This window comes from Mycobacterium sp. URHD0025 (assembly GCF_000426065.1).
Lineage (GTDB): Bacteria > Actinomycetota > Actinomycetes > Mycobacteriales > Mycobacteriaceae > Mycobacterium.
Genome location: NZ_KE384491.1, coordinates 514,774 through 540,769, shown reverse-complemented (window position 1 = coordinate 540,769; position 25,996 = coordinate 514,774). Strand labels below are relative to the sequence as shown.

The window sequence follows — 25,996 nt, the reverse complement described above, 5'->3', positions numbered from 1 at the left end:
ACCGGGGACAGGTCAGGTGAGGAATGCGCGGACGGCGTCGATCGTGTCCGCCTCGTCGGGAGTCTTGTCGTCGCGGTACCGCAGCACCCTGGCGAAGCGCAAGGCGACGCCGCCCGGGTAACGGCTCGACCGCTGGACGCCGTCGAAGGCGATCTCGACGACCTGCTCGGGCCGAACGGTCACCAGCCAGCCGTCGTCGTCCACCCGCAGTTCGTGGAAGCGCTCGGTCTGCCACGCCAGCATCGCGTCGGTCATGCCCTTGAACGTCTTGCCCAGCATCACGAATCCGCCGGTGTCCGGGTCTCTGGCGCCCAGGTGGATGTTGGAGAGCTTGCCGGTGCGTCGCCCCGACCCCCGCTCGACCCCCAGCACCACCAGATCCAGCGTGTGCACGGGCTTGACCTTGAGCCAGCCGGCGCCGCGGCGGCCGGCCTCGTACGGCGCCGTCGGCGCCTTTGCCATCACCCCCTCGTGCCCGGCGGCCAGAGTCCGGTCCAGAAACTCCTGTGCCACGGCGGCGTCGGTGGTGACCACTCGGTCTACGCGCCGGTCTTGCGGTATCAGCGCGTCGAGGGCGGCCAGCCGCTGCTCGGTGGGCTGATCGAGCAGATCCTGGCCGTCGACGTGCAGTAGATCGAAGAAGAACACCGACAACGGTTCGAGATCGTTCGGGTTCTTACGGCCGAACCTCGCGGCAGTGACCTGAAAGGGTTGCGGACGGTTGTCCGGGCGCAGCGCGATGGCCTCCGCGTCGGCGATCAGATCGGTGGCCGTCAAGGCCAGTGTCGCCGCGACCACCTCGGGCAGGCGATGGGTGACATCGTCGAGGCTGCGCGTGAACACCGAGACTTCGGATCCCTTGCGGTGGATCTGTACGCGGGCGCCATCGAGCTTGGCCTCCAAAATTGCTGTGCCGCCGAGCCGTTCGAGGGCATCGGCCACCCCGGTCGCGGTCTGCGCGAGCATCGGGCCAACCGGACGACCGACCTGCAGCTGGAACTTCGCCAGGGCATCACTGCCACCCGTGGCCGCCGCGGCCGCCACGGCGGGCAGATCGCCGGCGAGCATCGCGGCGCGCCGGACCTCGGCCGCGGGGATGCCGGAGGCGCGGGCGACCGCGTCGGCCATCACCCCGGCCAGGGCGCCCTGGCGCAGTTCGCCGCCGAGGAGGCGCCGCAAAAAGGTCTGCTCCGTGTCCGTCGCCGCGGCGAAAAGGCCCCGCACCAACTCGGCTCGCAGGGACTGCGAGCCCTTGCCCGTGATCCCCTTGATCTCGGTGAAGGCGGAGTCGACGCCGGTGACGGTCAACGTGGGGATCTCGGCCGGTGTCGGCAATGAACGCAGCGCCGCCCACCCGACGCCGATCTGGCGTTGGGGGAGTTCTCCGGACAGCCAGGACACCGTCACGGCGACGGTGCGGGCGTCGCCCTCGGCGGCGGTTCGGGCCAGCAGGGCCGCGATGCGGTCGATCTTGGCCAGCCGCGCCGAGGTACCCGCGATGTCGGCAGATGCGGCGGCAACGTCGGCGAGCAACACGTGTTCAGCGTGCCACGGGGCTCAGACAACCTCCGGCGTTTGGCTGAGCACCTGCCTCAGGACGGCGGCCTGCGATTGCAGGTCCGCTGCGCGTTCGTGATGCCCGTTCGTGAGGTATTGGTCTGCCGCCGTGAGTCGTTCATCGATCTCGGCCTGAACAAGGCCGCGAATCTCGGAGTCACCGAGCACCCGGCGGGCGACCTCTGTCGAACCCACACCGGACACCGCACCCGCAATCGGTCCACCGATGCGGGTATCGGTCTGGTCGGCCGGCGGAGTCTCCGCGTTGTCGATTGCACTCAGCGCCGACCTGAGGGCGGCGACGCTCGCGGCGTCGCGGGACTTGCGCGCCGACAGCAGGGACTCGCGGAGTAGGTCGCGCCAGTGCTGGGCAGGTGTCATGGCAGGCGAACTTAACCGGGTGGTGGGTCGGCGTCGAGGGTTTTTCGCGCGGCCGCGCTGTCAGGGGAGCGCCAGCGCCAACCCGAAAGGCTTACGGGAAGGGTTGATGAGATAGGTTGCTTTACGATTTCGGTCATTTTTGGAAAGGAAGCTAGATGGAGATCGAAGGCAAGAAAGCCATCGTCGTCGGCGGCGCCTCAGGCTTCGGCCGGGCCACCGCCGAGGCACTGGCCAAGCGCGGCGCCAGCGTGGCTGTGCTGGACCGGCCGCAGTCCAAGGGGCAGGAAGTGGCCGACGCGATCGGAGGCTCGTTCTTCCCCGTCGACGTCACCGACTTCGACGGCACCGAAAAGGTGCTGGAGCAGGCTGTCGCCGATCTGGGCGGCCTGCACATCATCGTGACCACCGCCGGTGGCGGCATCGGTGAGCGCACCATCAAGAAGGACGGCCCGCACAGCCTGGAGTCCTTCCGCTCCACCATCGACCTCAACCTGATCGGCACGTTCAACATCAGCCGGCTCGCCGCTTGGCACATGAGCAAGAACGAGCCCGTCGATGCCGAGGCCGAGGAGCGCGGCGTCATCATCAACACTGCCTCCATCGCGGCGTTCGAGGGTCAGATCGGCCAGGTCGCCTACACCGCGTCCAAGGCCGCCATCGCCGGCATGTGCCTGACCATGGCGCGTGACCTGGGCAGCCTGGGCATCCGCGTGCTGGCCATCGCCCCGAGCCTGTTCGCCACCGGCCTCACCGAGGGCATTCCCGACGAGTTCGCCGCCGTGCTCACCAAGGATGCGGCGTTCCCCAAGCGCCTGGGCAAGCCTGAGGAGTACGCCAAGCTCGCCGTCGCGATCGCCGAGAACCCGATGCTCAACGGCCAGTGCCTGCGTTTGGACGCCGGTCAGCGCTTCGCCCCCAAGTAGAGTGAATTCCGGCGTGATCGAGGGCGTCCCGCGTCATCGATCACGCCGGGATCGCATACCGGGGAGGCGCAATGGCGACCATCGCAGACCAGGTCATCTCCGCACTGACACTGAGCGGGGTGCGCCGGGTGTACGGCCTGCCCGGCGACAGTCTCAACGGCTTCACCGACGCCATCCGCCGCAGCGGTGACATCGCCTGGGAACACGTCCGGCACGAGGAGACCGCAGCCTTCGCGGCGGCCGCCGATGCCGCACTCACCGGCCAACTGGCGGTGTGCGCGGGCAGCTGCGGTCCCGGCAATCTGCACTTGATCAACGGGCTGTTCGACGCGCATCGCAGCCGCGTGCCGGTGCTGGCCATCGCCGCCCACATTCCGCGGACCGAGATCGGGTCCGAGTACTTCCAGGAAACCCACCCGCAGGACCTGTTTCGTGAGTGCAGCGTCTACTGCGAGCTCGTGAGCACTCCCGAGATGCTGCCGCGAATCCTCGAAATGGCCATGCGTGCCGCGATCGAGGACAACGGAGTCGCCGTCATCGTCATCCCCGGCGAGATCTTCCTGCAACGCGGCGGGGGCACGGGTTGGACGTCACGCCCGGTGCGACCGACCCGATCCATCGAGCGCCCCGACGACGAGTCGGTGCGCCGCGCCGCGGACATCCTCAACGGTGCCCAGCGGGTCACCATCCTCGGCGGCGCCGGCGTGGCCGGCTCGCACGACGCGCTGATCGAACTGGCGTCGACACTGCAAGCGCCCGTCGTTCACGCGTTGCGCGGCAAGGAATTCATCGAATACGACAACCCGTTCGACGTCGGAATGACCGGGCTGCTCGGTTTCGCCTCCGGCTACAAGGCCATCAAGGAAGCCGACACCCTACTGATGCTGGGCACCGACTTCCCGTATCAGCAGTTCTATCCCGAGGGCGCCACCGTCATCCAGGTCGACATCCGCGGGCGAAACCTCGGTCGCCGCACGCCGATCGACCTGGGACTGCGCGGCAGCGTCGCCGATACCCTGGCGGCCCTGCAGCCGCTGCTGCGCCCCAAGACCGACCGCGAGCACCTCGATCGGTCGCTGCGCCACTACCGCAAGACCCGCGCGCAGCTGGACTCGCTGGCCGTCAACGACCGGGACAAGACCCCGATCAGGCCGGAATACGTTGCCGCGCTTGCTGATCGACTCGCCTCCGACGATGCGGTGTTCACCTGCGACGTCGGGTCCCCTGTGGTGTGGGCGGCGCGGTACCTGACCATGAACGGGCGGCGCCGCCTGATCGGGTCGTTCAACCACGGCACCATGGCCAATGCGCTGCCCCATGCGATCGGTGCCCAGACCGCGTTCCCCGGCCGCCAGGTGGTCGCCCTGGCCGGTGACGGCGGCCTGACGATGCTCTTCGGCGAACTGGTGACGCTGATCCAGAACCGGTTGCCGGTCAAGCTGATCGTCTTGAACAACTCGTCGTTGAACTTCGTCGAACTCGAGATGAAGGCCGCGGGCATCGTCACGTTCGGCACCGACCTGGTGAATCCGGACTTCGCCGCCGTGGCGCAGGCCATGGGCATACACGGCAGGCGGGTCACCGAACCGGCGGACCTGGAGGGCGCCATCGCCGACGCCTTCGCGCACGACGGCCCCGCCCTGATCGACGTCGTCACGGCCCGACAGGAACTTTCGATACCGCCGGCCATCACCGTCGAACAGGCCAAGGGCTTCTCGCTCTACGCGATCCGCACCATCATGGCCGGGCGGGGTGACGAACTTCTCGACCTGGTCACCACCAACGTCGCCCGCCGCATCCTGGACTGACCGCTCACGCCGGCCGCGGAATCGCGGCCGCGGTGCTCTGGCCCAGCCATTTCGGGATGGCGCGGCGGACCTCACCGGATCCCGACAGCGCGACACTGCCGTCGAGCACCGCGCGAGCCCATCCGATATCACCGCGCCAGATCTCGACCAGCGTTCGCAGATGGGTCTGCACGGTGCCGGTCACCTCGTACCCGGGATCGAAATCGCAGACATCGGCCTGCCCGTCGCTGACCGTGAGCCACCACCGCGACGCCTTCGACGCGACACCATCGAGGACGAACGCGACCGTCGTGCGTGAGCGCGGCCAGTCCTCGATGGGGATGGTGCGCCGCATGTCCCACATCAGCAGGTGCGGATCGAGATCCTGCTCGCCGAGCTCACCGATCCAGCGCACGCCCCACGCGCCGAGCGCCGTCACCACACCTGCCAGCTCCTGACCACAAGGGGTCAGCGAATAGGTTGCACGGCCATCGATTTCGTTGCGTTCGACAACACCGGCCCGCGTCAGTGACTTCAGCCGTTTGGACAACAGCGCCGGCGACATCTTCGGCACGCCTCGGCGCAGATCGTTGAAGTGAGTGCTGCCCAGCAGCAGTTCCCGGACCACCAGCATGGTCCAGCGTTCGTCGAGCAGTTCCATGGCCTTGGCCATCGGACAGAACTGGCCATACGTCGACACGGCGGCACCTCCTGCGAGAAACGCTGTGCTCAAGTACACCGCTGTCAGCCCCGAGAAGCCAGTACAGATCTTGAACCACCACCGCTACAGATCTGATACTGGACCCCCCAGGTCGGCGGCGTCACGATGGTTTCACCCTGCGGGAAGGAACCGGTCATGAACCCCGTCATGAACACCGCCATCACCGATCGTGAGCTCGAGGCCAAACACCGGGCGCTGTGGGCGCTGGGCGACTACGCGGCGATCGCCGCAAACATCGTTCGACCTCTGGGACCGGTGCTCGTCGAGGCCAGCGGCATCGGGCCCGGCGACCGTGTGCTGGACGTGGCGGCAGGCACCGGCAACGCCGCCATCGCCGCCGCCGCGACCGGTGCGCAGGTGACCGCCAGCGACCTGTGTCCCGAACTGGTCGAACAGGGCCGACGGCTGGGAACGGAGGCCGGCGTGGTGATCGACTGGAACGAGGCCAACGCGGAGGCCCTGCCATATCCCGACGAATCGTTCGACGTGGTGCTGTCCTGCATCGGGGTGATGTTCGCGCCGCACCACCAGCAGGCCGCCGACGAACTCCTGCGGGTGACGCGCCCGGGCGGGCGGATCGGTCTGATCGCCTGGACGCCCGACGGGTTCATCGGGCAGCTGTTCGCCACGATGAAGCCGTATGTGCCACCGCCGCCACCGGGGGTCTCTGCGCCGCCACGGTGGGGCGACGAGGACCATGTGCGCACCCTGTTGGGTGACCGCGTCGGCGAGTTGTCTTGTGAGCGGCGGCAACTGGAGGTGAACGCCTACGCCGACGGCGCCGCGTTCCGCGACCACTTCAAGGCCGACTACGGTCCGACGATTTCGGCTTACCGGGCCATCGCCACCGACGCCGACCGAGTGGCCGCACTGGACGCAGAGATCGCCGCACTCGGAGACCGATTCATCTCCGGTTCCACGATGCCGTGGGAATACCTGTTGACAGTGGCGAACGTGCACTGACCCGGAAGGGCAGCTGGCACCATGGCTGCATGCCCGACGATGTGCAGGAATTGCCGACACTCAGTGCCACCGATCAGGACGCCATTCAACGCTGGCTGCGGGATCAGCGGATCGGGACCACCCTGACCGATGTGGCGCCGCTGACCGGCGGCACCCAGAACATCGTGGTGGGCATGTGCGTCGACGGTCGTCGAATGGTGTTGCGCCGCCCGCCCTTACACCCGCGGCCCACGAGTGACAAGACCATGCTGCGGGAGATCGCCGTGCTTCGCACATTGGCCGGCTCGCCCGTACCGCACCCGGGGTACATCGCCGCCTGCACCGACCTCGACGTCATCGGCGTCGTGTTCTACCTGATGGAGGAGGTCGACGGGTTCAACCCCGGTACCGAGGTGAGCCCGGAGTATGAAGCCGATGCCGACCTGCGCTACCGCGTCGGCTTGTCGTATGCCGGAAGCCTGGCCGAACTGGGCAACGTCGCCTGGGAGAACAGTGAGCTCGCCGCGATCCGCCGGCCCGGATCCTTTCTGGCCCGACAGGTTCCGCAGTTCCAGGGTCTGCTCGAAAGCTACCGGCACGAGCAGTATTCACCCGAGTCGTTGACGGGGGTGGGGGAGCTGGCGCAGTGGCTGGAGGACAACCGCCCGCCCGACGCCGAACCCGGGATCATGCACGGCGACGCGCACCTCAACAATGTCCTGTTGCGCAGGGACACGCCGGAACTGGCCGCGTTCATCGACTGGGAGATGTGCACGATCGGTGATCCGCTGCTCGATCTCGGGTGGATGCTGGTCTGCTGGCCCGACGAACCCAATCCCATCAACGCGGGATCGGCGCTGGCCGCCCTCGGAGGGCTGGCCCACCGCAGCGAACTCATCGAGGCCTACCGCGCCGCAGGGGGCCGCCACACTGACCGGTTGAACTGGTATGTGGCACTGGCCTGTTTCAAACTCGGCATCGTCATCGAGGGCACCTGGTCGAGATATCTGGCCGGGCGGGCCAGCCGCGACGCCGGCGAGCAATTGCACGCCTCGGCGGAGAACCTGCTGACGCTCGGGACGCGGGTGGCCAGGGGGGACAACCCCTTCGAGTGAAATCAGTACGTGTCGATCGCGAGCTTGATCGCCAGGGCCACGCCCGCCGCGCCGATCAGGAACCGAAGCGGGGTGGCCGGTGCACGCCGCACGATCACCGGACCCAGACGTGAGCCGATCAAGCAACCGGCGCCCAACGGGATGACGGCCGGCCAGTACACCGGGGCGACCACGATGAACGCCACCGCCGCAACCGAATTGGCGACACCGAGGATCACGTTCTTGGAAGCGTTGGCATGTGCGAGTGTCGCGCCGCCGGTCCGTAGCAGCAACGCGAGCAGCAGCACTCCGGCGGCGGCACCGAAATAGCCGCCGTAGATGGTGATCAGGAAGATGGCCCCGGCCTCCATGGCGACCTTGATCCGATGCTCGCGGTGATCGGCCACGCGGGTCTCCCGCAGGCGGCCCCGGGGCAGCAGGATCGCCACTGACGCGAAGGCCAGCAACAGCGGAACAACTCTCTCGAAGCCCTCGGCCGGAGTGCACAGCAGCAGGGCCGCGCCGAGTGCCCCGCCGGCCACCGCGACCGGGATGATCCGCATGATCCAGGCCCGCTGACCGGCGAGCTCGGGCCGTGACCCGAGCACCGAGCCGATGCCGTTGAACACCAACGCCACGGTGTTGGTCACGTTCGCGGTGACCGGGGGTAACCCGATGAGAAGCAGTGCGGGATAAGTGGCCACCGAGGCCAGGCCGGCGATGCTGCCGGTGAGCCCGCCGGCGATACCGGCGAGGACAAGCAGGATGACCTCGGCGACACTCATGAGGCTTCCACTCCGCCGAGAATACGTAGGCAGTGAAAGTGTTTGCGCGACCGGCCGGGCTGCGTCTAACATCGCCAACGTGCCAAGGCGACTCGTAGTAGCAACCCGCAGCGGGGTCTGATCAGACCGACCCCTCGCTGTGGGTCGTTCGCTACGTCGTCGGTCACTTCCTCTGAGTAAGAGAAGACCGGCACATGAATCTCAAAGCACAAGCACCGCAATCGGGTGATCCGATGTCATTCTCGGCCCATTTCGCCACCCCGTTGCCGCGCGGCCTCCGAGAGGCCGGCGAGTCCGCATCCTGGGAGCAGTTCCTGGGCGAATACGCGGCCGGCCCGGGTGCAGTCAAACTCGGCCAGTGGACCTGTACCGATACGCAGCGTTCCGCCGGCAGGCTGGGGCCGCAGGCCCGCCACTACCAGGCCACGCTGGCTTTGGGCGACACCATCAGCACGTTGACCGTGGCCGCGAGCGGACCCGTCGCCGCACTGACCGAAATGCTCTACGCGCGCGGGATCACCGTCGAAACCAGGTCGTTCCATCAGCTGCCCACCGGCGGTCGGACCGCGACTTTCATCGAAGGCAGCGACGGCCTGCACAGCGAGTGGGCGATGGGCCTGGCCGATGATCCGGAGCAGTCGGCGCTGCATGCGGTGATCGCGTGCGCCAATCGGCTATTGGCTGCCTGACCCCGCCGAGCAGACGCAGAATCGCATGTTCGGCCGGAAAATCGTGCGAGTCTGCGTCTGCTCGCGGGGTGAGGTGCGCCGAATGGCTCAGTGCAGCGGGCGCAGCACGATCGGCATGCCGTCGATCGGCACCGGCATGCCGCCGTAGTCGTAGCTCGCCTGGTAATCAGGGCTGGCCAATTCGAGCTTGTAGCGGCGCAGCAGCCGGTGCATCACGGTCTTGATCTCCAGCTGGCCGAACACCATGCCGATGCACTTGTGCGCGCCACCGCCGAACGGGGCGAACGCGTAGCGGTGCCTCTTGTGCTCGCTGCGGGGCTCGGCGAAGCGATCCGGGTCGAACTTCTCCGGCTCGGTCCACAGCTCGGGCAGCCGGTGGTTGATCGAGGGCCACGTCACCACGCTCGTGCCGGCCGGGATGAAGTAGCCCAGCAGCTCGGTGTCGCGCACGGCCTCGCGGAAGTTGAACGGCAGCGGCGTCATCATCCGCAGCGACTCGTTGATCACCATGTCGTAGGTTTCCAGCTTGTCCAACGACTCGAAGTCCAGCGGTCCGTCGCCGATTCGGGCGGAGTCGTCGCGCAGCCGTTCCTGCCACTCCGGATTGGCCGCCAGGTGGTAGCACATCGTCGTCATCGTCGAGGTGGACGTGTCGTGGGCGGCCATCATCAAAAAGATCATGTGGCTGATGATCTGGTCATCGGTGAAGGACTGGCCGTCCTCGTCGGCGGAATGACACAGCACGCTGAACATGTCGGTGCTCTCCGACCGCCGCTTCTCGCTGATCCGACTGGCGAAGTATTCCTCGAGGGTCTTGCGCGCCTGGATGCCGCGCCACCACTTCAGCGGGGGCACCGGCGTCCGCACAATCGCATTGCCCGCGCGGGTGGTGGTGGTGAACGCGTTGTTGACCGTGGTGACCAGGGCGCGGTCGGTGCCGGCCGGTACGCCCATGAACACTTCGGACGCGATGTCGAGGGTGAGCTCCTTCATCGCCGGGTGCAGCAGGAAGCGCGGGTCGTCGGCCACCCAGTCATTGGCCAGCACGGCCGAGGCCACCGAATCGATATGAGAGATGTAGCCGCTCAGCCGCGTGCGGGTGAACGCTTCCTGCATGATCCGGCGGTGGAACATGTGCTCGTCGAAGTCGAGCAGCATCAGGCCGCCCTCGAAGAAGGGGCCGATCACCGGATCCCAGGCACGCTGCGAGAAATCCTTGTTGCGGTTGGAGAAGACCGCCTGCGTGGCATCGGGACCCAGCGCCATCACAGAGGACAGGGCGGGTGACTGGGCGTAGTAGAGCGGGCCGTTCTTGCGGTACTGCTCGAGGATGTAGTCAGGACCGCCGCGGAAGATCTCGATCATGTGGCCGATGATCGGCAAGCCTGAGTCGCCCATTATCGGCTTCAGCCCGCTGCCGGCCGGGGGCTCGGCGAAGACGAACTGGTCCCACTCTTTGGCCTTGAGCCTCTTCTCCAGAGCGCCCATGCCCGGCAGCGTGTTGGGTGTCGGGGTGAACCGGCGCTTGGCCTGATCGAGCAGGTAATGCGGGGTGCTGATGGTTGTCATGGGCCGCTCCTGACCATAAAAGCCTGACGAAGTGTGGTCGATGTCACCACTTGAGGCCATCCTGACTGTCAGACTTGACGCATGTCAAGTTTTGAACTGGCGCGTCGTGGATGCAAAGGTCTAATGCCATGACCGCCGAATCGATACCCGGGAGCAGCAACGGCTCCACCGGGCGTCCGCAGGCCCGTCGCAGCCGGGGCGACCGGCAACGCGAGGCCATCGTGGCGGCCGTACGGGATCTGCTCGAGGAGCAGTCGTTCGCCGATCTGTCGGTGAGCACCATCAGCGAACGCGCCGGGGTGGCCCGCTCGGGCTTCTACTTCTACTTCGATTCGAAGTACGCGGTACTGGCCGTCATCGTGTCCGACGTCATGGAACAGCTCGCCGCGTTGACGCACAACTACGCGCCCCGGGATTCCGGTGAAACCCCCGCGGCCTTCGCCAAACGGATGGTCGGCAGTGCGGCCACCGTTTTCGCCACCAACGACCCGATCATGTCGGCCTGCACCGTCGCGCAGAACACCGACGCCCAGATCCGGGAAATCATGAACGACTACGAGGATGCGGTGATCGGCCAGATCGTCGGCCTTGTCGAACAGGACGACGGTGCCCGCCCGATCTCCGACGACCTGCCCGCGCTGGTGCGCACCCTGGTCGCGACGACGGCGATGACGCTGTCCCACGACTCGGCGTTCGTCGGGCGCGGCACCGACCCGGCACGTGCGCTCGACGTGGTCGAGCGGCTGTGGCTCAACGCACTGTGGGGTGGCCAAGAGGCCTAGCGTCACAGGTAAGGTTCACCGACATGGGGAGCGATACCGCGGGTAACGGTCGGGCGAGGCTTCGGGAGGGCTTCCAGGGGAAAAGGTGTCTGATCACGGGGGCGGCCAGTGGCATCGGCCGGGCCACCGCGCTGGCCCTGGCTGCTCGCGGTGCCGAGCTCTACCTGACCGATCGCGACGAGGTGGGGTTGGCGCAGACCGTGGCCGACGCCAGGGCGCTGGGCGCCCAGGTGCCCGCACACCGGGCGCTGGACATCTCTGACTACGACCAGGTGGCGGCCTTCGCCGCTGATGTCCACGCGGCGCACTCGTCGATGGACGTGGTGATGAACATCGCCGGGGTGTCGGCGTGGGGAACCGTTGATCAACTCACCCATCAGCACTGGCGCTCGATGATCGACGTCAACCTGATGGGTCCGATCCACGTGATCGAGACCTTCCTGCCGCCGATGGTGCAGGCCCGCCGCGGCGGGCACCTGGTGAATGTCTCCTCGGCCGCCGGCATCGTCGCATTGCCCTGGCACAGCGCCTACAGCGCCAGCAAGTACGGGCTGCGCGGTCTGAGCGAGGTGCTGCGGTTCGACTTGGCGCGACACCGCATCGGGGTGTCGGTCGTGGTGCCCGGTGCGGTGAAAACCGGTCTGGTGCAGACTGTTCAGATCGCGGGCGTCGACCGCGACGATCCGAACGTGCAGAAGTGGGTGGACCGGTTCGCCGGCCACGCCATCTCAGCGGAGAAGGCCGCCGACAAGATCCTGGCCGGCATGGTGCGCAACCGTTTCCTGATCTACACCTCGGCCGACATCCGCGCCCTGTACACCTTCAAACGCGTGGCGTGGTGGCCCTACAGCGTGGCGATGCGCCAGGTCAACGTCCTGTTCAGCCGGGCGCTGCGACCAAAGAGCGTGCAGCGCTAGCGTTTTCCCCAATGCCATAACGGTGTGTTCAGCATGCCGAACCCGGTCACCTTCGTTTCGCCCCACTCTTTGTACAGCTCCACCTCGATCGCGGTGCTCCGCTGTTCGTCAGCCGCGGGTGTGGTTTCCAGAAAGTCCATCAGGGCATGCGAATGCGTCACCACCACCACCTGCGATTGCTTCGTGGCGGTTTTGACGAGGGAGGCCAGCGGCCGGACCAGGTCCGGATGCAATGAGGTCTCCGGTTCGTTGAGCACCATCAGTGACGGCGGACGGGGGCTGGTCAGTGCCGTCGCCCACAGTAGGAAACGCAGTGTGCCGTCAGATAATTCGGCCGCCCGAAGTGGGCGCAGCATGCCGCGCTGGCGTAGTTGCAGGTCGAACAGGCCATCGTTGACCGCCACTGAGATCGTGGCCCCGTCGAACGCCTCGGCCACCGCGCGTTCGAGATCGTCGAACCCCGCCTCGATGATGGTCTGAACCGCCGCGGCCAGATCTGAGCCGTCGTCGGAGAGCACCGGGGTGCGGGTGCCGATGTGAGGTTGGCGGGCCGGTGCACCGGCGTCCACCCGGAACCCGTCGTAGAACCGCCAATCGCGCAACCGGTCGGAGATCGCGGCGAGTTCCGGAAGTGCATGTGGGTGGGCATATTCGGCCAGCACGCTGCGATAGCTGGGCAGTGAACGGGTCAGCTCGTCGAAACCGCGGCCCGATTGCGCGGCGACCTCGGCGTACTCGCGGGTGCGGCCCACCAAGGTGGAGGCTGGGCGCAGCACCGGCCCGGCGAACACCACCTCGCGTTTGATCTCGGGATCCTGGGCGAAGGCCGACGGCTCGCCACCCGAGCCCGCCATCTGTGGCAGCCCCAGATCCACCAGATAACCGAAATCGTCCGCGGCGAAGCCGAGTTCGAGGGATACCGGACGGGTCCGGACTGTGCCCTGGGTTTTCTCGTTCGGTTGTTCGGGCCCTGCCCACAGGACGGACTGCAGGCCGCCCTCGCGGGCGAGCGATCCGATCACCTGACCCCGTCCGCAGTCGGCCAGCAGCCGTAGTGCGCGGTAGATCGACGACTTGCCGCTGCCGTTGGCGCCGGTGACCACCGTGAGTTCGGCCAAAGGCAGGATCACCTCTCGCAACGAGCGGTAGCCCCGAATCGCGATGGTCTGCAACATGGAGTCGAGGCTATTGGTCGGCGGTGACAGCCGGGCCGGTGGGAACCTCGTCCATGGCCAACTCCAGCCGAACGCCCAGCAGCCGGATCGGTCGGTCCAGCTCGAACTGATCGAACACCGCCAGCGCGGCGTCGGTGATGACGTCGACATCGGTGCTGGGCGCACTCAGCTTCCGGATCTTGGTACGCGTATAGAACGTCGCCGTGCGCACCGTGACCGCCACCCGGGTGACGATGCGGCCCTGTTCGACCACCTCGTCCAGGGTCCGCCGGGTCAGGTCGCGGATCGCCTCATCCATCTCATCGCGGTCGGTGAGGTCCCGGGGGAACGTGATGACGTGACTGCGTGACCGCGGAATCCACGGCTCGGAGCTGACCTCGGTATCGCCGCCGCCCTTGGCCAGCAACAGGATCCACAGCCCGGTGCTGGGTCCGAAGGCCGAGGTGAGCACCGTGGCGTCGGTCGCCGCGAGGTCGGCAACGGTGGTAATGCCCAGCACTGCAAGCTTTTTGGTGGTTTTTGGCCCGATGCCCCAGAGCGCGTCGGGCGGACGGTCACCCATCACCGACATCCAGTTGGCCCCGGTGAGCATGTACACGCCTGCGGGTTTGGCCAGGCCGGTCGCGACCTTCGCGCGCTGTTTGTTGTCGCTGATGCCGACCGAGCACGATAGTCCCGTCTCGGCGGCGATCACGGTGCGGATGCGCTCGGCCAGCTCGACCGGATCACTCACGTCGGCACCCAGATAGGCCTCGTCCCAGCCCCAGACCTCGAGCGGATGGCCGAGATCGCGCAGCAGACCCATCACCTGTTCAGATGCCGCGTCGTAGGCGTCTGGATCCGACGGCAGGAAGGTGGCGTCGGGACATTTGCGCGCCGCGGTGCGCAACGGCATGCCGGCGTGCACACCGAACTCGCGGGCCTGATACGACGCGCAGGTGACCACCTTGCGGGGTTCGGTGGGATCACCGCTGCCGCCGACGATGACGGGCAGGCCCTCAAGTTCCGGGTGGCGGCGCAGCTCCACCGAGGCCAGGAACTGGTCCAGGTCGACATGCAGCACCCAGGTGGTCATCGCACTAGTGGCCACACAACTTGCGGGCAGTGTCCTGCCAGGCGGTGACCATGTCGTCGAGACTGCGGCCGAGGGAGAGTTGATAAGCCAGGTAGTCGGCGTCGAGCAGCCCGATCAGGGCATCGGCCTGCCCGTCGAGATCACCTGTGGTGCCCGCGGTTTCGAGCAACATCCGGACGTGGGTGCGGTGCAAGGTGAACGGCCCGGAGTAGCGGAGCGCGGGGTCGCGGATGGCATCGGACAGGAGCGCCTGATGGCAGTGCACGAACCGGAGTCGATCCGCGCCGTAGGCCAGCAGTCGTTCCAACGGAGGCGCGCCGGGTCCCAGCGGGGGCGGGCCGAACATGAAGGCGTTCTGTTCGGCGGTCTCGTCCTCGTCCAGTAGCACCATCATCAGCCCCGCACGGCTGCCGAATCTGCGGAACACCGTTCCTTTCCCGACGCCCGCTTCGATCGCGATATCGTCGGTACTGACCGCGTCGGGGCCGCGCTCGGCGATCAACCGCCGTGCGGCGTCGAGAATGAGTGCGCGGTTCCGTGCGGCATCGATACGTGTTTGGCCGCGCTCCTGTGGCGCCGGGTCGATGCCCGCGAGCCGGGGCGGGCGGTCGGAGGCTGCCACAACTGCACTTTAACTCAGCCGGAATTAATCGGACCACAGTCCGGTTGATTGTTGCGAAGATCGGGCGAAGCGAACAAGGAGACTGAAACATGGCCGATATCAAGGTGCTGGTGCTGATCGGAAGCCTGCGCGCGGCTTCGATCAACCGGCAGCTCGCCGAACTGGCGGTAGAGCAGGCACCCGACGGAGTGGTACTGCGGATCTTCGACCGACTCGGAGAGCTGCCCTTCTACAACGAGGACATCGACGGCGACGACGTGGCCGAGCCCGTGGTCGCGCTGCGGGCGGCGGCTGCCGAGGCCGACGCGACGCTGGTCGTCACTCCCGAATACAACGGAAGCATCCCGGGCGTGCTGAAGAACGCCATCGACTGGCTGTCGCGGCCCTTCGGCAACGGCGCGCTCAAGGGCAAGCCCCTGGCGGTCGTGGGCGCCGCGCTCGGACAGTACGGCGGCGTGTGGGCGCACGACGAGACCCGCAAGTCGTTCGGCATCGCCGGACCGCGGGTGGTGGAGGATCTCAAGCTGTCGATCCCTGGCAAGGCGCTCGATGGCAAGCATCCGAGAGAGAACGCGGAGGTTGCCGAAGCGCTCCGCGACATTGTGGGCAAGCTCACAGTTGAGGTCGGCTGAGCGTTCGTCTTGGCGTTTTGCCGTTGGCGACGCTTTCAGGCAAAATTCCTGCCGCCGGTTGGGTCCTACGACCCGGCCGGCGGCTTTGCTATTGGGGGACCGGCCGCTGTGTGTGAGGCCACCTTGTCGGTGGCTGGTGGTACACCTAGGGGCGCGGCGCGACACGGTCTGTCAAGTCGGGTACGACACGCCGTCAACGTGGTTGCTGGCAAGCTTACGACCTGGGAATTTCAGAAATGTTATTCAGAACATGTTGTATGGCTTCGAACTGTCGGCCACTAGGTGTAGTGTCTGTGAGACCGACAGGCCACCACGGTTCGGGAGCCGGCCGGAGCGCAGCGAATCCGGCCGAGTCGGTTTCAAGACCAGCCGGAGAGCGGCTTCGACCGGCAGGAATTTTGGCGGCCCGAAGGTCGCTGAACTTAAGCGAAACGTAAGACCCGATCAGTTGCCAGTCACCTGTCTAGTTTTTTTCACTTTCCGCAAGAGGAGCCGTACCGAAGATGACCGTCACCGTGTACACCAAGCCCGCATGCGTGCAGTGCAACGCCACCTACAAGGCGTTGGAGAAGCAGGGCATCGAGTTCGAGAAGGTCGACATCACCCTTGACAGCGAGGCCCGTGACTATGTCATGGCGCTCGGCTACCTGCAGGCCCCGGTAGTGGTGGCCGGCAACGAGCACTGGTCGGGTTTCCGGCCGGATCGGATCAAGGCACTCAGCACGGTCGCGGCCAGCGCGTAACGGAAGGTAATCCACGGGGGAGGACGGAGAACACGATGAGCCATCTCGTCTACTTCTCCAGTGTCTCGGAGAACACCCACCGCTTCGTCGAGAAGCTGAAGTGGCCCGAAGACCGAGTCACCCGGATACCGCTGCACGGCCGCATCGAGGTGAACGAGCCTTACGTTCTGATCCTTCCCACCTACGGCGGCGGCCGTGCTACCCCCGACGTCAACAACGGTGGCTATGTGCCCAAGCAGGTCATCGCGTTTCTGAACAATGAACACAATCGGTCGTTGATCCGCGGCGTCATCGCCGCGGGCAACAACAACTTCGGTGCGGAGTTCGCGTACGCGGGCAATGTGGTCTCGCGCAAATGCGGTGTGCCGTACCTCTATCGCTTCGAACTCATGGGAACCCCGGACGATGTCGAAGCTGTCCGCGCGGGGTTGAAAGACTTTTGGAAGGACCAGACGTGCCACCAACCGTCACAGCTGCAGAGCCTGTAACCAACGCCGGGCATGCCCTGCCCGGAGAGACTGATTACCACGCGCTCAACGCGATGCTGAATTTGTACGACGCCGACGGCAAGATTCAGTTCGACAAAGATGTGCGGGCCGCGCGGGAGTACTTCCTGCAGCACGTCAATCAGAACACTGTGTTCTTCCACAGCCAGGACGAGAAGCTCGACTACCTGGTCGAGAAGGAGTACTACGAGCGCGAGGTGCTCGACCAGTACAGCCGCAACTTCGTCAAGAGCCTGCTGGATCGCGCCTACGCCAAGAAGTTCCGGTTCCCGACGTTCCTCGGTGCGTTCAAGTACTACACCTCCTACACACTGAAGACTTTCGACGGAAAGCGCTATCTGGAGCGCTTCGAAGATCGCGTCGTGATGGTGGCGCTGACCCTGGCCGCCGGTGACACCGTGCTGGCCGAGAAACTCGTCGACGAGATCATCGACGGCCGCTTCCAGCCGGCCACTCCCACGTTCCTCAACTCGGGCAAGAAGCAGCGCGGCGAGCCGGTCAGCTGCTTCCTGCTGCGCATCGAGGACAACATGGAGTCCATCGGGCGCTCGATCAACTCGGCCCTGCAACTGTCCAAGCGCGGCGGCGGAGTCGCCTTGCTGCTCACCAACATTCGTGAGCACGGGGCCCCGATCAAGAACATCGAGAACCAGAGCTCGGGCGTCATCCCGATCATGAAGCTGCTGGAGGACTCGTTCTCCTACGCCAACCAGCTCGGCGCCCGCCAAGGTGCCGGTGCGGTGTACCTGCACGCGCACCATCCCGACATCTACCGGTTCCTCGACACCAAGCGCGAGAACGCCGACGAGAAGATCCGGATCAAGACGCTGAGCCTCGGCGTGGTGATCCCGGACATCACGTTCGAGTTGGCCAAGAAGAACGAGGACATGTACCTCTTCTCGCCGTACGACGTCGAGAAGGTCTACGGCGTGCCGTTCGCCGACATCTCGGTGACCGAGAAGTACCACGAGATGGTCAACGACGGCCGGATCCGCAAGACCAAGATCAAGGCACGCGAGTTCTTCCAGACACTGGCCGAGCTGCAGTTCGAGTCGGGCTACCCGTACATCATGTACGAGGACACCGTGAACCGAGCCAATCCGATCGCCGGCAAGATCACCCACTCCAACCTGTGCTCGGAGATCCTGCAGGTCTCGACCGCCTCGGAGTTCAACGACGATCTGTCCTATTCCAAGGTGGGCAAGGACATCTCGTGCAACCTCGGGTCGATGAACATCGCGAAGACGATGGACTCGCCGGACTTCGCGCAGTCCATCGAGGTGGCCATCCGGGCACTGACCGCGGTGAGCGACCAGACGCACATCTGGTCGGTGCCCTCGATCGAGCAGGGCAACAACACCTCACATGCGATCGGGCTCGGGCAGATGAACCTGCACGGCTACCTTGCCCGCGAGCGGATCCACTACGGCTCCGAAGAGGGCATCGACTTCACCAACATCTACTTCTACACCGTGCTGTTCCACGCCCTGCGGGCATCGAATCTCATTGCGATCGAACGGGGTACGAGCTTCGGCGGCTTCGAGGACTCGAAGTACGCCTCCGGTGAGTTCTTCGACAAGTACACCGAACAGGCGTGGGAGCCGGTAACCGACAAGGTCCGGCAGATCTTCGCCGATGCGGAGATCCACATCCCGACGCAGGACGATTGGAAGCAGCTGAAGGAGTCGGTGCAGAAGCACGGCATCTACAACCAGAACCTGCAGGCCGTCCCGCCGACCGGCTCGATCTCCTACATCAACCACTCGACGTCCTCGATCCACCCGGTGGCATCGAAGATCGAGATCCGCAAGGAAGGCAAGATCGGTCGCGTCTACTACCCGGCGCCGTACCTGACGAACGACAACCTGGAGTACTACCAGGATGCGTACGAGATCGGGTACGAGAAGATCATCGACACCTACGCCGCGGCAACTCAGCATGTGGATCAAGGTCTTTCGCTGACGCTGTTCTTCAAGGACACCGCCACCACCCGCGACGTCAACCGCGCGCAGATCTACGCCTGGCGCAAGGGCATCAAGACGCTGTACTACATCCGGTTGCGGCAGATGGCACTGCAAGGCACTGAGGTTGAAAACTGCGTCAGCTGCATGTTGTGACGCACGACTAGCGCGCTCCGAATGGCCAGCTATGGCACGTCTTTTCGACAATGACGTGCCATAACTGGCCATTCGCTGGTGTCAGGCCGGGCTCACATGGCAAGGAACGCCATTGATCGCATGGGTGTTGCTCGGCACATCGATGATGTCGGTGGGATTGAGCAGGTTGTTGTTGATTCCCGGATGACGGTTCGCGGTGGTCAACTGCGTTCCGTCGAGTCCGTGACCAAAGCCGTGGGGCAGCGACACCACACCGGGCTTGACCTCGTCGGTGACTTCGGCAACCACCGTAACCGCGCCTTCGGAGGTGGCGACATTCGCCATCGCGCCGTTTTCGACACCGGCGCGCGCCGCGTCGACAGGGTGGATGAGCAGAGTGCAACGGTCACGCCCCTTCATGAGGGCAGGGACGTTGTGCAGCCAGGAGTTGTTGGACCGCAGATGCCGTCGGCTGATCAACACGAGCTCGGGAGTCTCGCGCTCCATGCGCGACAGCAGCCGGGGGACATCGCTGACCAGATGGTCGTGCAGCAGTTCGACCTTCCCCGAGGGTGTCGTCACGCTCGTCTCGAGCCGTCCCCCTTCGAGTTCGGCCAGCCGCAGTCCATCGGGATGCCGCCGCACCTCGCTCAGGGTGAGGCCGCCCGGCCGGTCGCCCAACTGGTCGCCCCACGGCCCCACGCGAATGCCCATATCCATCAAGCGTTCTGGCCCCTTGCCTGCCAGCGCGGACATGACCTGCCCGGCGTCACGTCCCGTCAGCGGGTTGCCTGGAATCCCGGACATGGTGGCGACCATCCCACCGACGTAGAGGTCGTCGAGCGTGGCGACGTCGACCTCGGGCACCGGCGTGCCGAACATCGCGCCGCCCAGTCGCAGTAGCAACTCCCACTCAGGGGGACGCTGGGGGTCGGGTTCGAAGACCGGCTCCGAATACTTGATGCACGAGGCGACGGAGTACATCCAGTACAGATCATCGAAGTGGGGCAGTTCCAGAGGTGACGATCCGGGCAGGATCACATGGGCATGCCGGGTGGTCTCGTTGAGCCAGTTGTCCACCGCGATCAACGCGTCGAGGCGGCCCAAAGCCGCCGACAGCCGCCCTGCGCCCGGCGCCGAGACAGCGGGGTTGCCGGCAACGGTGATCAGCGCGCGAAGCCGTCCTTCGCCGGGTGTGTCGATCTCCTCGGCCAGGCAGCCCACCGGAAAGCTGTTGAGCACCTCGGGTGCGCGCCGGACACGGCTGCGATAACGACCGAACCGCCATCCCGACTCGTCCTGGTCGGGTGGCTTGGCGAACATCGGCGCCCAGACCGCCGGTTTCGGGAACACCGAACCGCCGGGGCGGTCCAGCGCACCGAGGGCGGTATTGATCACGAATACCAGCCAGGTGGCCAGCGTGCCGAATTCCTGTGTGCACGCACCGATTCTGCTGTACAGCACCGGGTGCTCGGCATGCGCGAGGTCATGGGCCAGCCGACGGATCGTGCGTGCGTCGATACCCGTTGTGAAAGCGACTTTTTCGGGCGTGAAAGGCTCGGCCATCGCGATGATCTCATCGAGCCCAGCGACTTTTCCGCGCAGATGCTCGGGGCGCCGGACCCAACCGTTCTCGGCCAGGGCGCGCAGAATCGCGAACAGCAGCAGCGCGTCGGTGCCGGGTTGGATCGGCACCCACTCACTCGCACGCTGCGCGGTCGGAGTGCGACGCGGGTCGACAACCACCACGCGGCCGCGCTGCGCCACACCGGACAGCAGACCCATGATGTCGGGCGCCGACAGCATCGACCCCTGGGAGGCAGCCGGATTGGCGCCGAGGATCATCAGGTGGTCCGTGCGGTAGAGGTCGGGAATGGGGCCGTTCCACATGCCGCCGAACAGCAGAGTGCTCACCACGTTCAGGGGCCACTGGTCGACGGTGCCCGGCGAGTAGTACCCCTTCATGCCAGCCGCCTCGGCGAAGCCGATCAGCGCCCCGATGTAGGTCGCCAAGTGACTGTTGTGCGCGACAGGGTTCCCGACGTACACGCTCAGTGCGCCGGCACCGTCGGTATCGAGGACGGGCCGCAGCACCCGTTCGGCCTCGGCGAGTGCGTCCTCCCAGGACACCGCCACGTGAGTGCCGTCGGGCCGACGCACCATCGGCCGGCGCAGCCTGTCAGGATCGGCGTGAAGGTGCCCCAGCGACACCCCTTTCGGACAGATGTGCCCGCGGGACCACACATCGTCGGGATTGGCGCGAATGCCTTGGACGTGGCCGTCACTCACCGTGACATGCAAACCGCACATCGCTTCACACAACGGGCATGTCACCTTGTGAGAAGGCATGTCGTCTCCTGACCGGTTGGGCTTTCTAGGGGCGCGTGCGCTGTGCCCGGATATAAGTGTTGAGCACGTCGACCAGGGTCCGGCGATCTCTGCTGGTGTCCAGGGGCTGCGGCGAAACCATTTGGGCGAGAACGATTCCCCGTAACGTCGCCCAGATGAGGTTGCCGATCTCGGTGGCCTGTGGCGCGTCCAGATCTTCGCCGAGGTGTCTGCCGAGCTCGGTGAATTCCCGCATGGTGGCGGACAATTGGGCGTTGACCTCGCTGTCGCGCGCTGCGCGGGTGGAGATGAGGATCTCGATCGCGGCCATCGAGGTCGGGCTTGAGAACGCCTGCCACAGTGCGTCCACCACCACCTCGGTGCGGCGATCGGTGGTCAGGCTTGCTGTCTCGTGACGAAGTCTCTCGAGTGCCTCGGTGAGTTCGGCGATTCCCTGGTCGACCACTGCCATCAGCAGTCCGCCGAGGTCTCCGAAGTGATACTGCACAACGCCCCAGGTGAGGCCGGCGCGCTCGGTGATGCGTCGCACGCTGGGTGCTGCGAAGCCTTCGTCGAGGATGTAGCGCACCGTTTCGTCGATGACGGTTCGGCGTGTGCGTTCGGCGCGTTCCTGATTGCCGCTGGGCGGCCGCCGGGGTACTGGGGACCCTGCCATGCGCCCTACGTCACCACATCGTGCCGGCAAGGTGGTCCAGCGGCCGGAGGTCGTGGGCAGCCCGGATACCGGCGGGGGCGCGGCATACCGCCTCGATGGCGTTGACGGCCCGCGCCGCGGTGGCGACGACGCCGCCGATGTTGTGATCGATCCCGGATCCGCCGACATGGGTGTCGATTCGGATACCGGGATCACCTTCGACGGTGACGCGGTGTACGCCGGGCCTGCCGTCTGGGGGACGGGCCCAGTCTGGCGCATCATTCGGGGTGAGTCTGTTGATGTGCTCCATGGTGATGATGACCTCGCCGTCGCGGATGCCTTCCACCGCGAACCGGACTGCTGCCACCCGGCCGGGCGCGACGTCCATCATGGTGGTGGAGATCGGTTCCGGAGTCACCCATTTCTGATGTCGCTCGCGTACTTCGTCGAGTGTGACGCCGAGGTCGCGGGCCAGGCTGCGCACCTGGATTCCCCACATCGACGCGAGCACGCCCGGCGCGAAGAGGATGGGCTGGTGGTCGGGATCGGTGCCGAAACCGAAACTGACACCGGTGAATTCGGCGTCGTCGTAGCTGCCGTATTCGCAGATCTCCTGGACGGTGATCGCGGTGGCCCGGCCGGCCAGGCTCAGCGCCGAATAGACGAGGGTATCGCCCGAGAAGCCCGGGTCGATGCCGTTGACGTAGAGCGTCGAGTTGCCGTCCTCGCACGCCTGCTGCAGCGGTTCGCGCAGCCATGCATCGGTGAATTCGGGTGCGACCAGCCAGACAAAGGATGTCCCGACGACGTTCGTCCCCGCACTCAGGAAGCGGATCAGATCCGCCATGGCCTCATGCGGACGTGTCTCGGCCTGCGAGGTGTAGACGACACAATCCGCGCGCAGCGCGACAAGTTCTTCGATGTCCGACGTGGTGATCACTCCGGTCGGAGCGGACAAACCGCAGAGGTCTGCGGCGTCACGCCCGATCTTGTCCGGGGATGCGGCGTGCACACCGACGAGTTCGAGATCTGGGCGCCCGATGATGGTCCGCAGCGCGTGGACACCGACGTTGCCGGTGGAGAATTGAATGACTCGGCGGGTCAATGGTTTTCCTTCAGAGTAGGTCGGTGATGGTCTTGAGGCCGGCCTCGTAGAGGGCTCCGGGGAGCATGCCGCCGTCGATCTCGATGGTGGTGCCGTTGATGTAGTCGGCCGCACCGGATGCGAGGAAGACGCAGGTGCGCCCCACTTCGGCGGGTTCGCCACCTCGTTTGAGGGGGATCGGGGCGAAGTACTTCTCGCCGTCCGGGTCATCCTTGGGCAGCACGAAGGACTGGAAGTTCTCGGTGACGGTGGGCCCGAGCGCAACGCAATTCACCCGCACCGTCGGACCCCATTCCTGGGCCAGCGACCGCGTCATGTGATTGAGGCCGGCTTTGGCCGCGCCGTAGGACACCAGCGTGGGGGAGCCTGCCGGATGACTCGCCCCGCTGGAGATGTTGATGATGCAACCGGTGCCGTCCTGCGTTTTCATCTGCCGGTGTGCGCGGATGGCGAACCACAGCGGACTGATCAGGTTCATCTGTACGGCGAAGGCATGGAACAGCACGCTGCGTTCGTACTCGTCGTCACTGGCAGGTGCCCCTTGGATGCGCGAGACCAAGCTGGGCACGGCATCGACCGAAGGAGACGGGACGGTGCCGCCGGCATTGTTGACCAGGATGTCGACGCGTCCATAGATGTCTGCCACACGTGCGACGAAGGCGTCGATGGCCCGGTAATCGGCTTGGTCGCACACCATCTGAGCGGAACGGTCAGCCCAGTCCGGGGTGGTCTCGGTGCCAGGAAGCCTGTCCAACGGTGCGCGAGAGCAGCCGATCACCGTCGCACCCGCGCGGAGGAGTTCGTGCGCGATACCCACTCCCACACCACGGCTCGTGCCCGTGACTATCGCGACTTTTCCGTCCAGTTCGGGAGATGTATCGGAGCTGGCCACGCCAAAAGATTACATCTGTTATTTTTCTTGCGTCGCGAAATTACCGACATTGGGGTGCGGCTCAGGCATCGTGGCTGGGTGCACGGGAGGGGAGTCGACGATGAGCAATGTTCCGAGTCGGCGCGCGCGATTGGCGCACGCGGCAAAGCACGCTGAGCTGTGGAACGCCGGTAAGAAGGACGAGTGGGTGGCGTCGTGGCGCACCATCTGCCCGGGCGAGGTTCGGATGTTCGACCCCGTCGGTACCGAGGAGAAGCACGGCTTCGCCGCCGCCACCTCCGACGCGTTCGACATGTTCCAGTCGATCCTGAAGATCAGGATGATCACCGTGCAGGTCAATGGCGACGAGATGGCCTGGGTCTGCGAGAACTCTTTCGGCACTGAGCCCGACGTCCAGTCCGCCTACAGCATTGAGACTTTTGCCTGGGATCAGGCCGGCGATCTGCTGATCAAGACCTATTATCCGATGCCCGAACATATTGGGCCGGAAGAAGATCCGTACGCACACCTGCTCGCGAAAGACGCGCGGGAACCCGACTGATCCATCGAACGATCACCGTGCTGTCCGCAGGCGGTTCCAGAAGTCAGCTCTCGCGAGCCTGCTCCGCGCGTACCGCCTTCAGGCGTCGCTGCTCCTGCAGCACGTTTGTGTAGCTCTCGCGTTCTGCCATGAGCCACTCCGGCTTCTCCTCGAGCAGTTGGTCGATCTGCTCGGTGGTGAGTGCATCACCGACACCCCCGCGTGCGAGGCCGGCGATCGAGATGCCCAACTTGGCTGCCACGAGGTTCTTCGGGTGCGGGCCGTTCTTGCGAAGGTCCTTGAGCCACTGCGGCGGGTCATCCTGCAGGGCCGCGAGCTCGGAGCGGGTGATCGCGTTCTCCTGGAACTCCGCCGGTGTCGCAGGCAAATACACGTCCAGCTTCTTCGCCGCGGTGGCGGGTTTCATGGACTGCGCGTTCGGCCTGCTCATGGAACCAGCGTATCGGTAACCTGGGGCGGTGACCCCGCAGTCCCTCACCCTCGGGTACGTCCCTGGCGGGACACCCGCGAAGTGGGCACGGGTCTGGGCGGAGCGCCACCCGGACGTTCGGCTGCGGTTGCAGGCCGTCGCGGCGGCCGACGCGGCTGCCGCAGTGCGCGACGGCACCGTCGACGTGGCGTTGCTCCGTCCGGCCGCCGACACGTCTGGGCTGGCCCTCATACCCCTCTACGCGGAGACAACGGTGGCGGTGGTTCCGGCCGATCACCTTCTCAGTGCCGTCGACGAAATCACCGCTGCGGACCTCGACGGCGAACCGACCCTGCTGCCGCTCGACGATGTCGTCGCCTGGGCGGGCGCTCCCGGCACCCGGGTCGATCACCGTCCCGAGACCACGAAGGACGCAATAGAACTCGTCGCCGCGGGGATGGGGGCACTCATCGTCCCGCAGTCACTTGCGCGGCTCTATCACCGCAAGGACCTCACGTACCGCCCGATCGCCGACGCACCCACCTGCCCCGTGGCGCTCGCCTTCGCGGAAGGGCCGCAACCGGAACTGATCGAGGAGTTCATCGGAATCGTGCGCGGCCGTAAGGCCAGTTCGTCACGGGGGCAGGCGCAGTCGGCCCCGAAACGCACTGCCCGGGAGAAGACTCTCGCGAAGCAGGCCGCCCGGGCCGCGGCGGGCAAGGTCGCCCGCAAGCCGGGTCCGGCCAAGCGCGGTCGACGCTGATACGCCGTGCACCCGCAGACGTGTGAGCGGACCGGGACAAACTGGCAAAGCCGCTGCACCCTCTGGGGGCGCAGATTGATGTGCTTTTGTGGGCAATATTCCCAGGGTTTGCCACTATTGCATTAGTTTGTGTGCGAGGCGTTTCCTGGTTTGGGAATAGTCGACAGTGAATCTCCTGGATCTCGCGGTTCGCTGCCTGGGTATCACTTTGCGCGTTCGGCTTGCGGGGCCGGTCAACCAGCCGCTCCAGCTGGGTTGTTTTATGTTCATTGGTTTGAACGCGATGTTTGCCAACAAAGAGTGAGCA

Annotated in this window: 26 protein-coding genes; 13 read left to right on the top strand and 13 right to left on the bottom strand. The window is 65.7% G+C overall.

Going from position 1 to position 25,996, the window contains the following annotated elements; all coding sequences use genetic code 11:
• Positions 1–12: 12 nt before the first annotated feature.
• Together H977_RS0131010 and H977_RS0131005 are read right to left on the bottom strand one after the other, a co-directional pair.
• Positions 13–1,536, bottom strand: coding sequence for an ATP-dependent DNA ligase (locus tag H977_RS0131010; protein WP_029111508.1), 1,524 nt, complete (start codon positions 1,534–1,536; stop codon positions 13–15).
• A 21-nt stretch (positions 1,537–1,557) separates the two neighbouring features.
• Entirely contained in the window at positions 1,558–1,938 is a 381-nt protein-coding gene (locus H977_RS0131005; RefSeq protein ID WP_029111507.1) for a GatB/YqeY domain-containing protein, read from the bottom strand.
• A 155-nt stretch (positions 1,939–2,093) separates the two neighbouring features.
• Between H977_RS0131005 and H977_RS0131000 the strand changes: the two genes are divergently transcribed.
• Positions 2,094–2,861 carry an SDR family NAD(P)-dependent oxidoreductase gene (locus tag H977_RS0131000; RefSeq protein ID WP_029111506.1) on the top strand — a complete coding sequence of 256 codons (768 nt, stop codon included), beginning with the start codon at positions 2,094–2,096 and terminating at the stop codon, positions 2,859–2,861.
• A gap of 71 nt (positions 2,862–2,932) precedes the next feature.
• Positions 2,933–4,669 carry a ubiquinone-dependent pyruvate dehydrogenase gene (poxB, locus tag H977_RS0130995; RefSeq protein ID WP_029111505.1) on the top strand — a complete coding sequence of 579 codons (1,737 nt, stop codon included), beginning with the start codon at positions 2,933–2,935 and terminating at the stop codon, positions 4,667–4,669.
• Positions 4,670–4,673: 4 nt separating this feature from the next.
• Here poxB and H977_RS0130990 read toward each other — a convergent pair whose 3' ends face one another.
• Complete coding sequence (locus H977_RS0130990) at positions 4,674–5,348, bottom strand: winged helix-turn-helix transcriptional regulator (protein WP_029111504.1); 675 nt, start codon at positions 5,346–5,348, stop codon at positions 4,674–4,676.
• A 156-nt stretch (positions 5,349–5,504) separates the two neighbouring features.
• Between H977_RS0130990 and H977_RS0130985 the strand changes: the two genes are divergently transcribed.
• Positions 5,505–6,332 (top strand): class I SAM-dependent methyltransferase, encoded by an 828-nt coding sequence (locus H977_RS0130985; RefSeq protein WP_502691235.1) that lies wholly within the window; start codon positions 5,505–5,507, stop codon positions 6,330–6,332.
• A gap of 29 nt (positions 6,333–6,361) precedes the next feature.
• Positions 6,362–7,426 (top strand): phosphotransferase family protein, encoded by a 1,065-nt coding sequence (locus tag H977_RS0130980; protein ID WP_029111502.1) that lies wholly within the window; start codon positions 6,362–6,364, stop codon positions 7,424–7,426.
• 2 nt (positions 7,427–7,428) lie between these two features.
• Here the strand turns inward: H977_RS0130980 and H977_RS0130975 are convergent, their stop codons facing one another.
• The gene (locus H977_RS0130975; RefSeq protein WP_029111501.1) at positions 7,429–8,190 is read right to left on the bottom strand and encodes a sulfite exporter TauE/SafE family protein; all 762 of its coding nucleotides are present in this window, start codon (positions 8,188–8,190) and stop codon (positions 7,429–7,431) included.
• 194 nt (positions 8,191–8,384) lie between these two features.
• On the opposite strand from H977_RS0130975, the gene H977_RS0130970 reads away from it, so the two are divergent.
• Positions 8,385–8,879 carry a 2-isopropylmalate synthase gene (locus H977_RS0130970; RefSeq protein ID WP_029111500.1) on the top strand — a complete coding sequence of 165 codons (495 nt, stop codon included), beginning with the start codon at positions 8,385–8,387 and terminating at the stop codon, positions 8,877–8,879.
• A gap of 87 nt (positions 8,880–8,966) precedes the next feature.
• Here H977_RS0130970 and H977_RS0130965 read toward each other — a convergent pair whose 3' ends face one another.
• Positions 8,967–10,448 carry a cytochrome P450 gene (locus H977_RS0130965; protein WP_029111499.1) on the bottom strand — a complete coding sequence of 494 codons (1,482 nt, stop codon included), beginning with the start codon at positions 10,446–10,448 and terminating at the stop codon, positions 8,967–8,969.
• 128 nt (positions 10,449–10,576) lie between these two features.
• Between H977_RS0130965 and H977_RS0130960 the strand changes: the two genes are divergently transcribed.
• Together H977_RS0130960 and H977_RS0130955 are read left to right on the top strand one after the other, a co-directional pair.
• Positions 10,577–11,230 (top strand): TetR/AcrR family transcriptional regulator, encoded by a 654-nt coding sequence (locus H977_RS0130960; protein WP_029111498.1) that lies wholly within the window; start codon positions 10,577–10,579, stop codon positions 11,228–11,230.
• Between the two features lie 23 nt (positions 11,231–11,253).
• Complete coding sequence (locus H977_RS0130955) at positions 11,254–12,147, top strand: SDR family oxidoreductase (protein WP_051289247.1); 894 nt, start codon at positions 11,254–11,256, stop codon at positions 12,145–12,147.
• Here the strand turns inward: H977_RS0130955 and H977_RS0130950 are convergent.
• Genes H977_RS0130950 through H977_RS0130940 form a run of 3 tightly spaced genes read right to left on the bottom strand, consistent with a single transcriptional unit; the run spans position 12,144 to position 15,019 of the window.
• On the bottom strand, positions 12,144–13,322 hold the full coding sequence (locus H977_RS0130950) for an AAA family ATPase (protein ID WP_029111496.1): 1,179 nt from the start codon (positions 13,320–13,322) through the stop codon (positions 12,144–12,146). The two genes, H977_RS0130955 and H977_RS0130950, sit on opposite strands and share 4 nt — an antisense overlap.
• Before the next feature lie 10 nt (positions 13,323–13,332).
• Complete coding sequence (locus H977_RS0130945; RefSeq protein ID WP_029111495.1) at positions 13,333–14,397, bottom strand: DNA polymerase IV; 1,065 nt, start codon at positions 14,395–14,397, stop codon at positions 13,333–13,335.
• Between the two features lie 4 nt (positions 14,398–14,401).
• The gene (locus tag H977_RS0130940; RefSeq protein ID WP_029111494.1) at positions 14,402–15,019 is read right to left on the bottom strand and encodes a TetR/AcrR family transcriptional regulator; all 618 of its coding nucleotides are present in this window, start codon (positions 15,017–15,019) and stop codon (positions 14,402–14,404) included.
• A gap of 89 nt (positions 15,020–15,108) precedes the next feature.
• Between H977_RS0130940 and H977_RS0130935 the strand changes: the two genes are divergently transcribed.
• The 4 genes from H977_RS0130935 (at position 15,109) to nrdE (ending at position 19,017) form a co-directional block, all read left to right on the top strand.
• Complete coding sequence (locus tag H977_RS0130935; protein ID WP_029111493.1) at positions 15,109–15,651, top strand: NAD(P)H-dependent oxidoreductase; 543 nt, start codon at positions 15,109–15,111, stop codon at positions 15,649–15,651.
• Positions 15,652–16,154: 503 nt separating this feature from the next.
• Positions 16,155–16,394: a redoxin NrdH gene (locus H977_RS0130930; RefSeq protein WP_029111492.1), complete on the top strand. Its 240-nt coding sequence runs from the start codon at positions 16,155–16,157 to the stop codon at positions 16,392–16,394.
• A gap of 35 nt (positions 16,395–16,429) precedes the next feature.
• Positions 16,430–16,882, top strand: a complete 453-nt coding sequence (gene nrdI, locus H977_RS0130925) for a class Ib ribonucleoside-diphosphate reductase assembly flavoprotein NrdI (protein ID WP_029111491.1) — start codon at positions 16,430–16,432, stop codon at positions 16,880–16,882.
• Positions 16,883–16,899: 17 nt separating this feature from the next.
• The gene (gene nrdE / locus H977_RS0130920; protein WP_029111490.1) at positions 16,900–19,017 is read left to right on the top strand and encodes a class 1b ribonucleoside-diphosphate reductase subunit alpha; all 2,118 of its coding nucleotides are present in this window, start codon (positions 16,900–16,902) and stop codon (positions 19,015–19,017) included.
• An 81-nt stretch (positions 19,018–19,098) separates the two neighbouring features.
• Here nrdE and H977_RS0130915 read toward each other — a convergent pair whose 3' ends face one another.
• From H977_RS0130915 to H977_RS0130900, 4 genes are read right to left on the bottom strand one after another with little or no spacing between them, the layout of a single operon-like run.
• A complete protein-coding gene (locus tag H977_RS0130915) occupies positions 19,099–21,345 on the bottom strand; it encodes a molybdopterin-dependent oxidoreductase (RefSeq protein WP_036477779.1) in 2,247 nt (748 codons plus the stop codon).
• Positions 21,346–21,370: 25 nt separating this feature from the next.
• Positions 21,371–22,000 (bottom strand): TetR/AcrR family transcriptional regulator, encoded by a 630-nt coding sequence (locus H977_RS0130910; protein ID WP_029111488.1) that lies wholly within the window; start codon positions 21,998–22,000, stop codon positions 21,371–21,373.
• A gap of 10 nt (positions 22,001–22,010) precedes the next feature.
• Positions 22,011–23,084 (bottom strand): NAD(P)H-dependent amine dehydrogenase family protein, encoded by a 1,074-nt coding sequence (locus H977_RS0130905; protein WP_029111487.1) that lies wholly within the window; start codon positions 23,082–23,084, stop codon positions 22,011–22,013.
• A gap of 10 nt (positions 23,085–23,094) precedes the next feature.
• Positions 23,095–23,976: an SDR family oxidoreductase gene (locus H977_RS0130900; protein WP_029111486.1), complete on the bottom strand. Its 882-nt coding sequence runs from the start codon at positions 23,974–23,976 to the stop codon at positions 23,095–23,097.
• A 100-nt stretch (positions 23,977–24,076) separates the two neighbouring features.
• On the opposite strand from H977_RS0130900, the gene H977_RS0130895 reads away from it, so the two are divergent.
• The gene (locus H977_RS0130895; protein WP_029111485.1) at positions 24,077–24,517 is read left to right on the top strand and encodes a hypothetical protein; all 441 of its coding nucleotides are present in this window, start codon (positions 24,077–24,079) and stop codon (positions 24,515–24,517) included.
• 43 nt (positions 24,518–24,560) lie between these two features.
• On the opposite strand, the gene H977_RS0130890 is transcribed toward H977_RS0130895, so the two are convergent.
• On the bottom strand, positions 24,561–24,947 hold the full coding sequence (locus tag H977_RS0130890) for a DUF5997 family protein (protein WP_029111484.1): 387 nt from the start codon (positions 24,945–24,947) through the stop codon (positions 24,561–24,563).
• A 28-nt stretch (positions 24,948–24,975) separates the two neighbouring features.
• Between H977_RS0130890 and H977_RS0130885 the strand changes: the two genes are divergently transcribed.
• Complete coding sequence (locus H977_RS0130885; RefSeq protein WP_029111483.1) at positions 24,976–25,689, top strand: LysR family substrate-binding domain-containing protein; 714 nt, start codon at positions 24,976–24,978, stop codon at positions 25,687–25,689.
• Positions 25,690–25,996: the final 307 nt, after the last annotated feature.

What these genes read in the sequence shown, in the direction of transcription:
- H977_RS0130910 (WP_029111488.1), bottom strand. Translation starts at nt 22,000, where the DNA reads ATGGCAGGGTCCCCAGTACCCCGGCGGCCGCCCAGCGGCAATCAGGAA.
- H977_RS0130895 (WP_029111485.1), top strand. Translation starts at nt 24,077, where the DNA reads ATGAGCAATGTTCCGAGTCGGCGCGCGCGATTGGCGCACGCGGCAAAG.
- H977_RS0130985 (WP_502691235.1), top strand. Translation starts at nt 5,505, where the DNA reads ATGAACCCCGTCATGAACACCGCCATCACCGATCGTGAGCTCGAGGCC.
- H977_RS0130965 (WP_029111499.1), bottom strand. Translation starts at nt 10,448, where the DNA reads ATGACAACCATCAGCACCCCGCATTACCTGCTCGATCAGGCCAAGCGC.
- H977_RS0131005 (WP_029111507.1), bottom strand. Translation starts at nt 1,938, where the DNA reads ATGACACCTGCCCAGCACTGGCGCGACCTACTCCGCGAGTCCCTGCTG.
- H977_RS0130960 (WP_029111498.1), top strand. Translation starts at nt 10,577, where the DNA reads ATGACCGCCGAATCGATACCCGGGAGCAGCAACGGCTCCACCGGGCGT.
- H977_RS0130950 (WP_029111496.1), bottom strand. Translation starts at nt 13,322, where the DNA reads ATGTTGCAGACCATCGCGATTCGGGGCTACCGCTCGTTGCGAGAGGTG.
- poxB (WP_029111505.1), top strand. Translation starts at nt 2,933, where the DNA reads ATGGCGACCATCGCAGACCAGGTCATCTCCGCACTGACACTGAGCGGG.
- H977_RS0130980 (WP_029111502.1), top strand. Translation starts at nt 6,362, where the DNA reads ATGCCCGACGATGTGCAGGAATTGCCGACACTCAGTGCCACCGATCAG.
- H977_RS0131000 (WP_029111506.1), top strand. Translation starts at nt 2,094, where the DNA reads ATGGAGATCGAAGGCAAGAAAGCCATCGTCGTCGGCGGCGCCTCAGGC.
- H977_RS0130975 (WP_029111501.1), bottom strand. Translation starts at nt 8,190, where the DNA reads ATGAGTGTCGCCGAGGTCATCCTGCTTGTCCTCGCCGGTATCGCCGGC.
- nrdI (WP_029111491.1), top strand. Translation starts at nt 16,430, where the DNA reads ATGAGCCATCTCGTCTACTTCTCCAGTGTCTCGGAGAACACCCACCGC.
- H977_RS0130935 (WP_029111493.1), top strand. Translation starts at nt 15,109, where the DNA reads ATGGCCGATATCAAGGTGCTGGTGCTGATCGGAAGCCTGCGCGCGGCT.
- H977_RS0130955 (WP_051289247.1), top strand. Translation starts at nt 11,254, where the DNA reads ATGGGGAGCGATACCGCGGGTAACGGTCGGGCGAGGCTTCGGGAGGGC.
- H977_RS0130890 (WP_029111484.1), bottom strand. Translation starts at nt 24,947, where the DNA reads ATGAGCAGGCCGAACGCGCAGTCCATGAAACCCGCCACCGCGGCGAAG.
- H977_RS0130970 (WP_029111500.1), top strand. Translation starts at nt 8,385, where the DNA reads ATGAATCTCAAAGCACAAGCACCGCAATCGGGTGATCCGATGTCATTC.
- H977_RS0130945 (WP_029111495.1), bottom strand. Translation starts at nt 14,397, where the DNA reads ATGACCACCTGGGTGCTGCATGTCGACCTGGACCAGTTCCTGGCCTCG.
- H977_RS0130930 (WP_029111492.1), top strand. Translation starts at nt 16,155, where the DNA reads ATGACCGTCACCGTGTACACCAAGCCCGCATGCGTGCAGTGCAACGCC.
- H977_RS0130915 (WP_036477779.1), bottom strand. Translation starts at nt 21,345, where the DNA reads ATGCCTTCTCACAAGGTGACATGCCCGTTGTGTGAAGCGATGTGCGGT.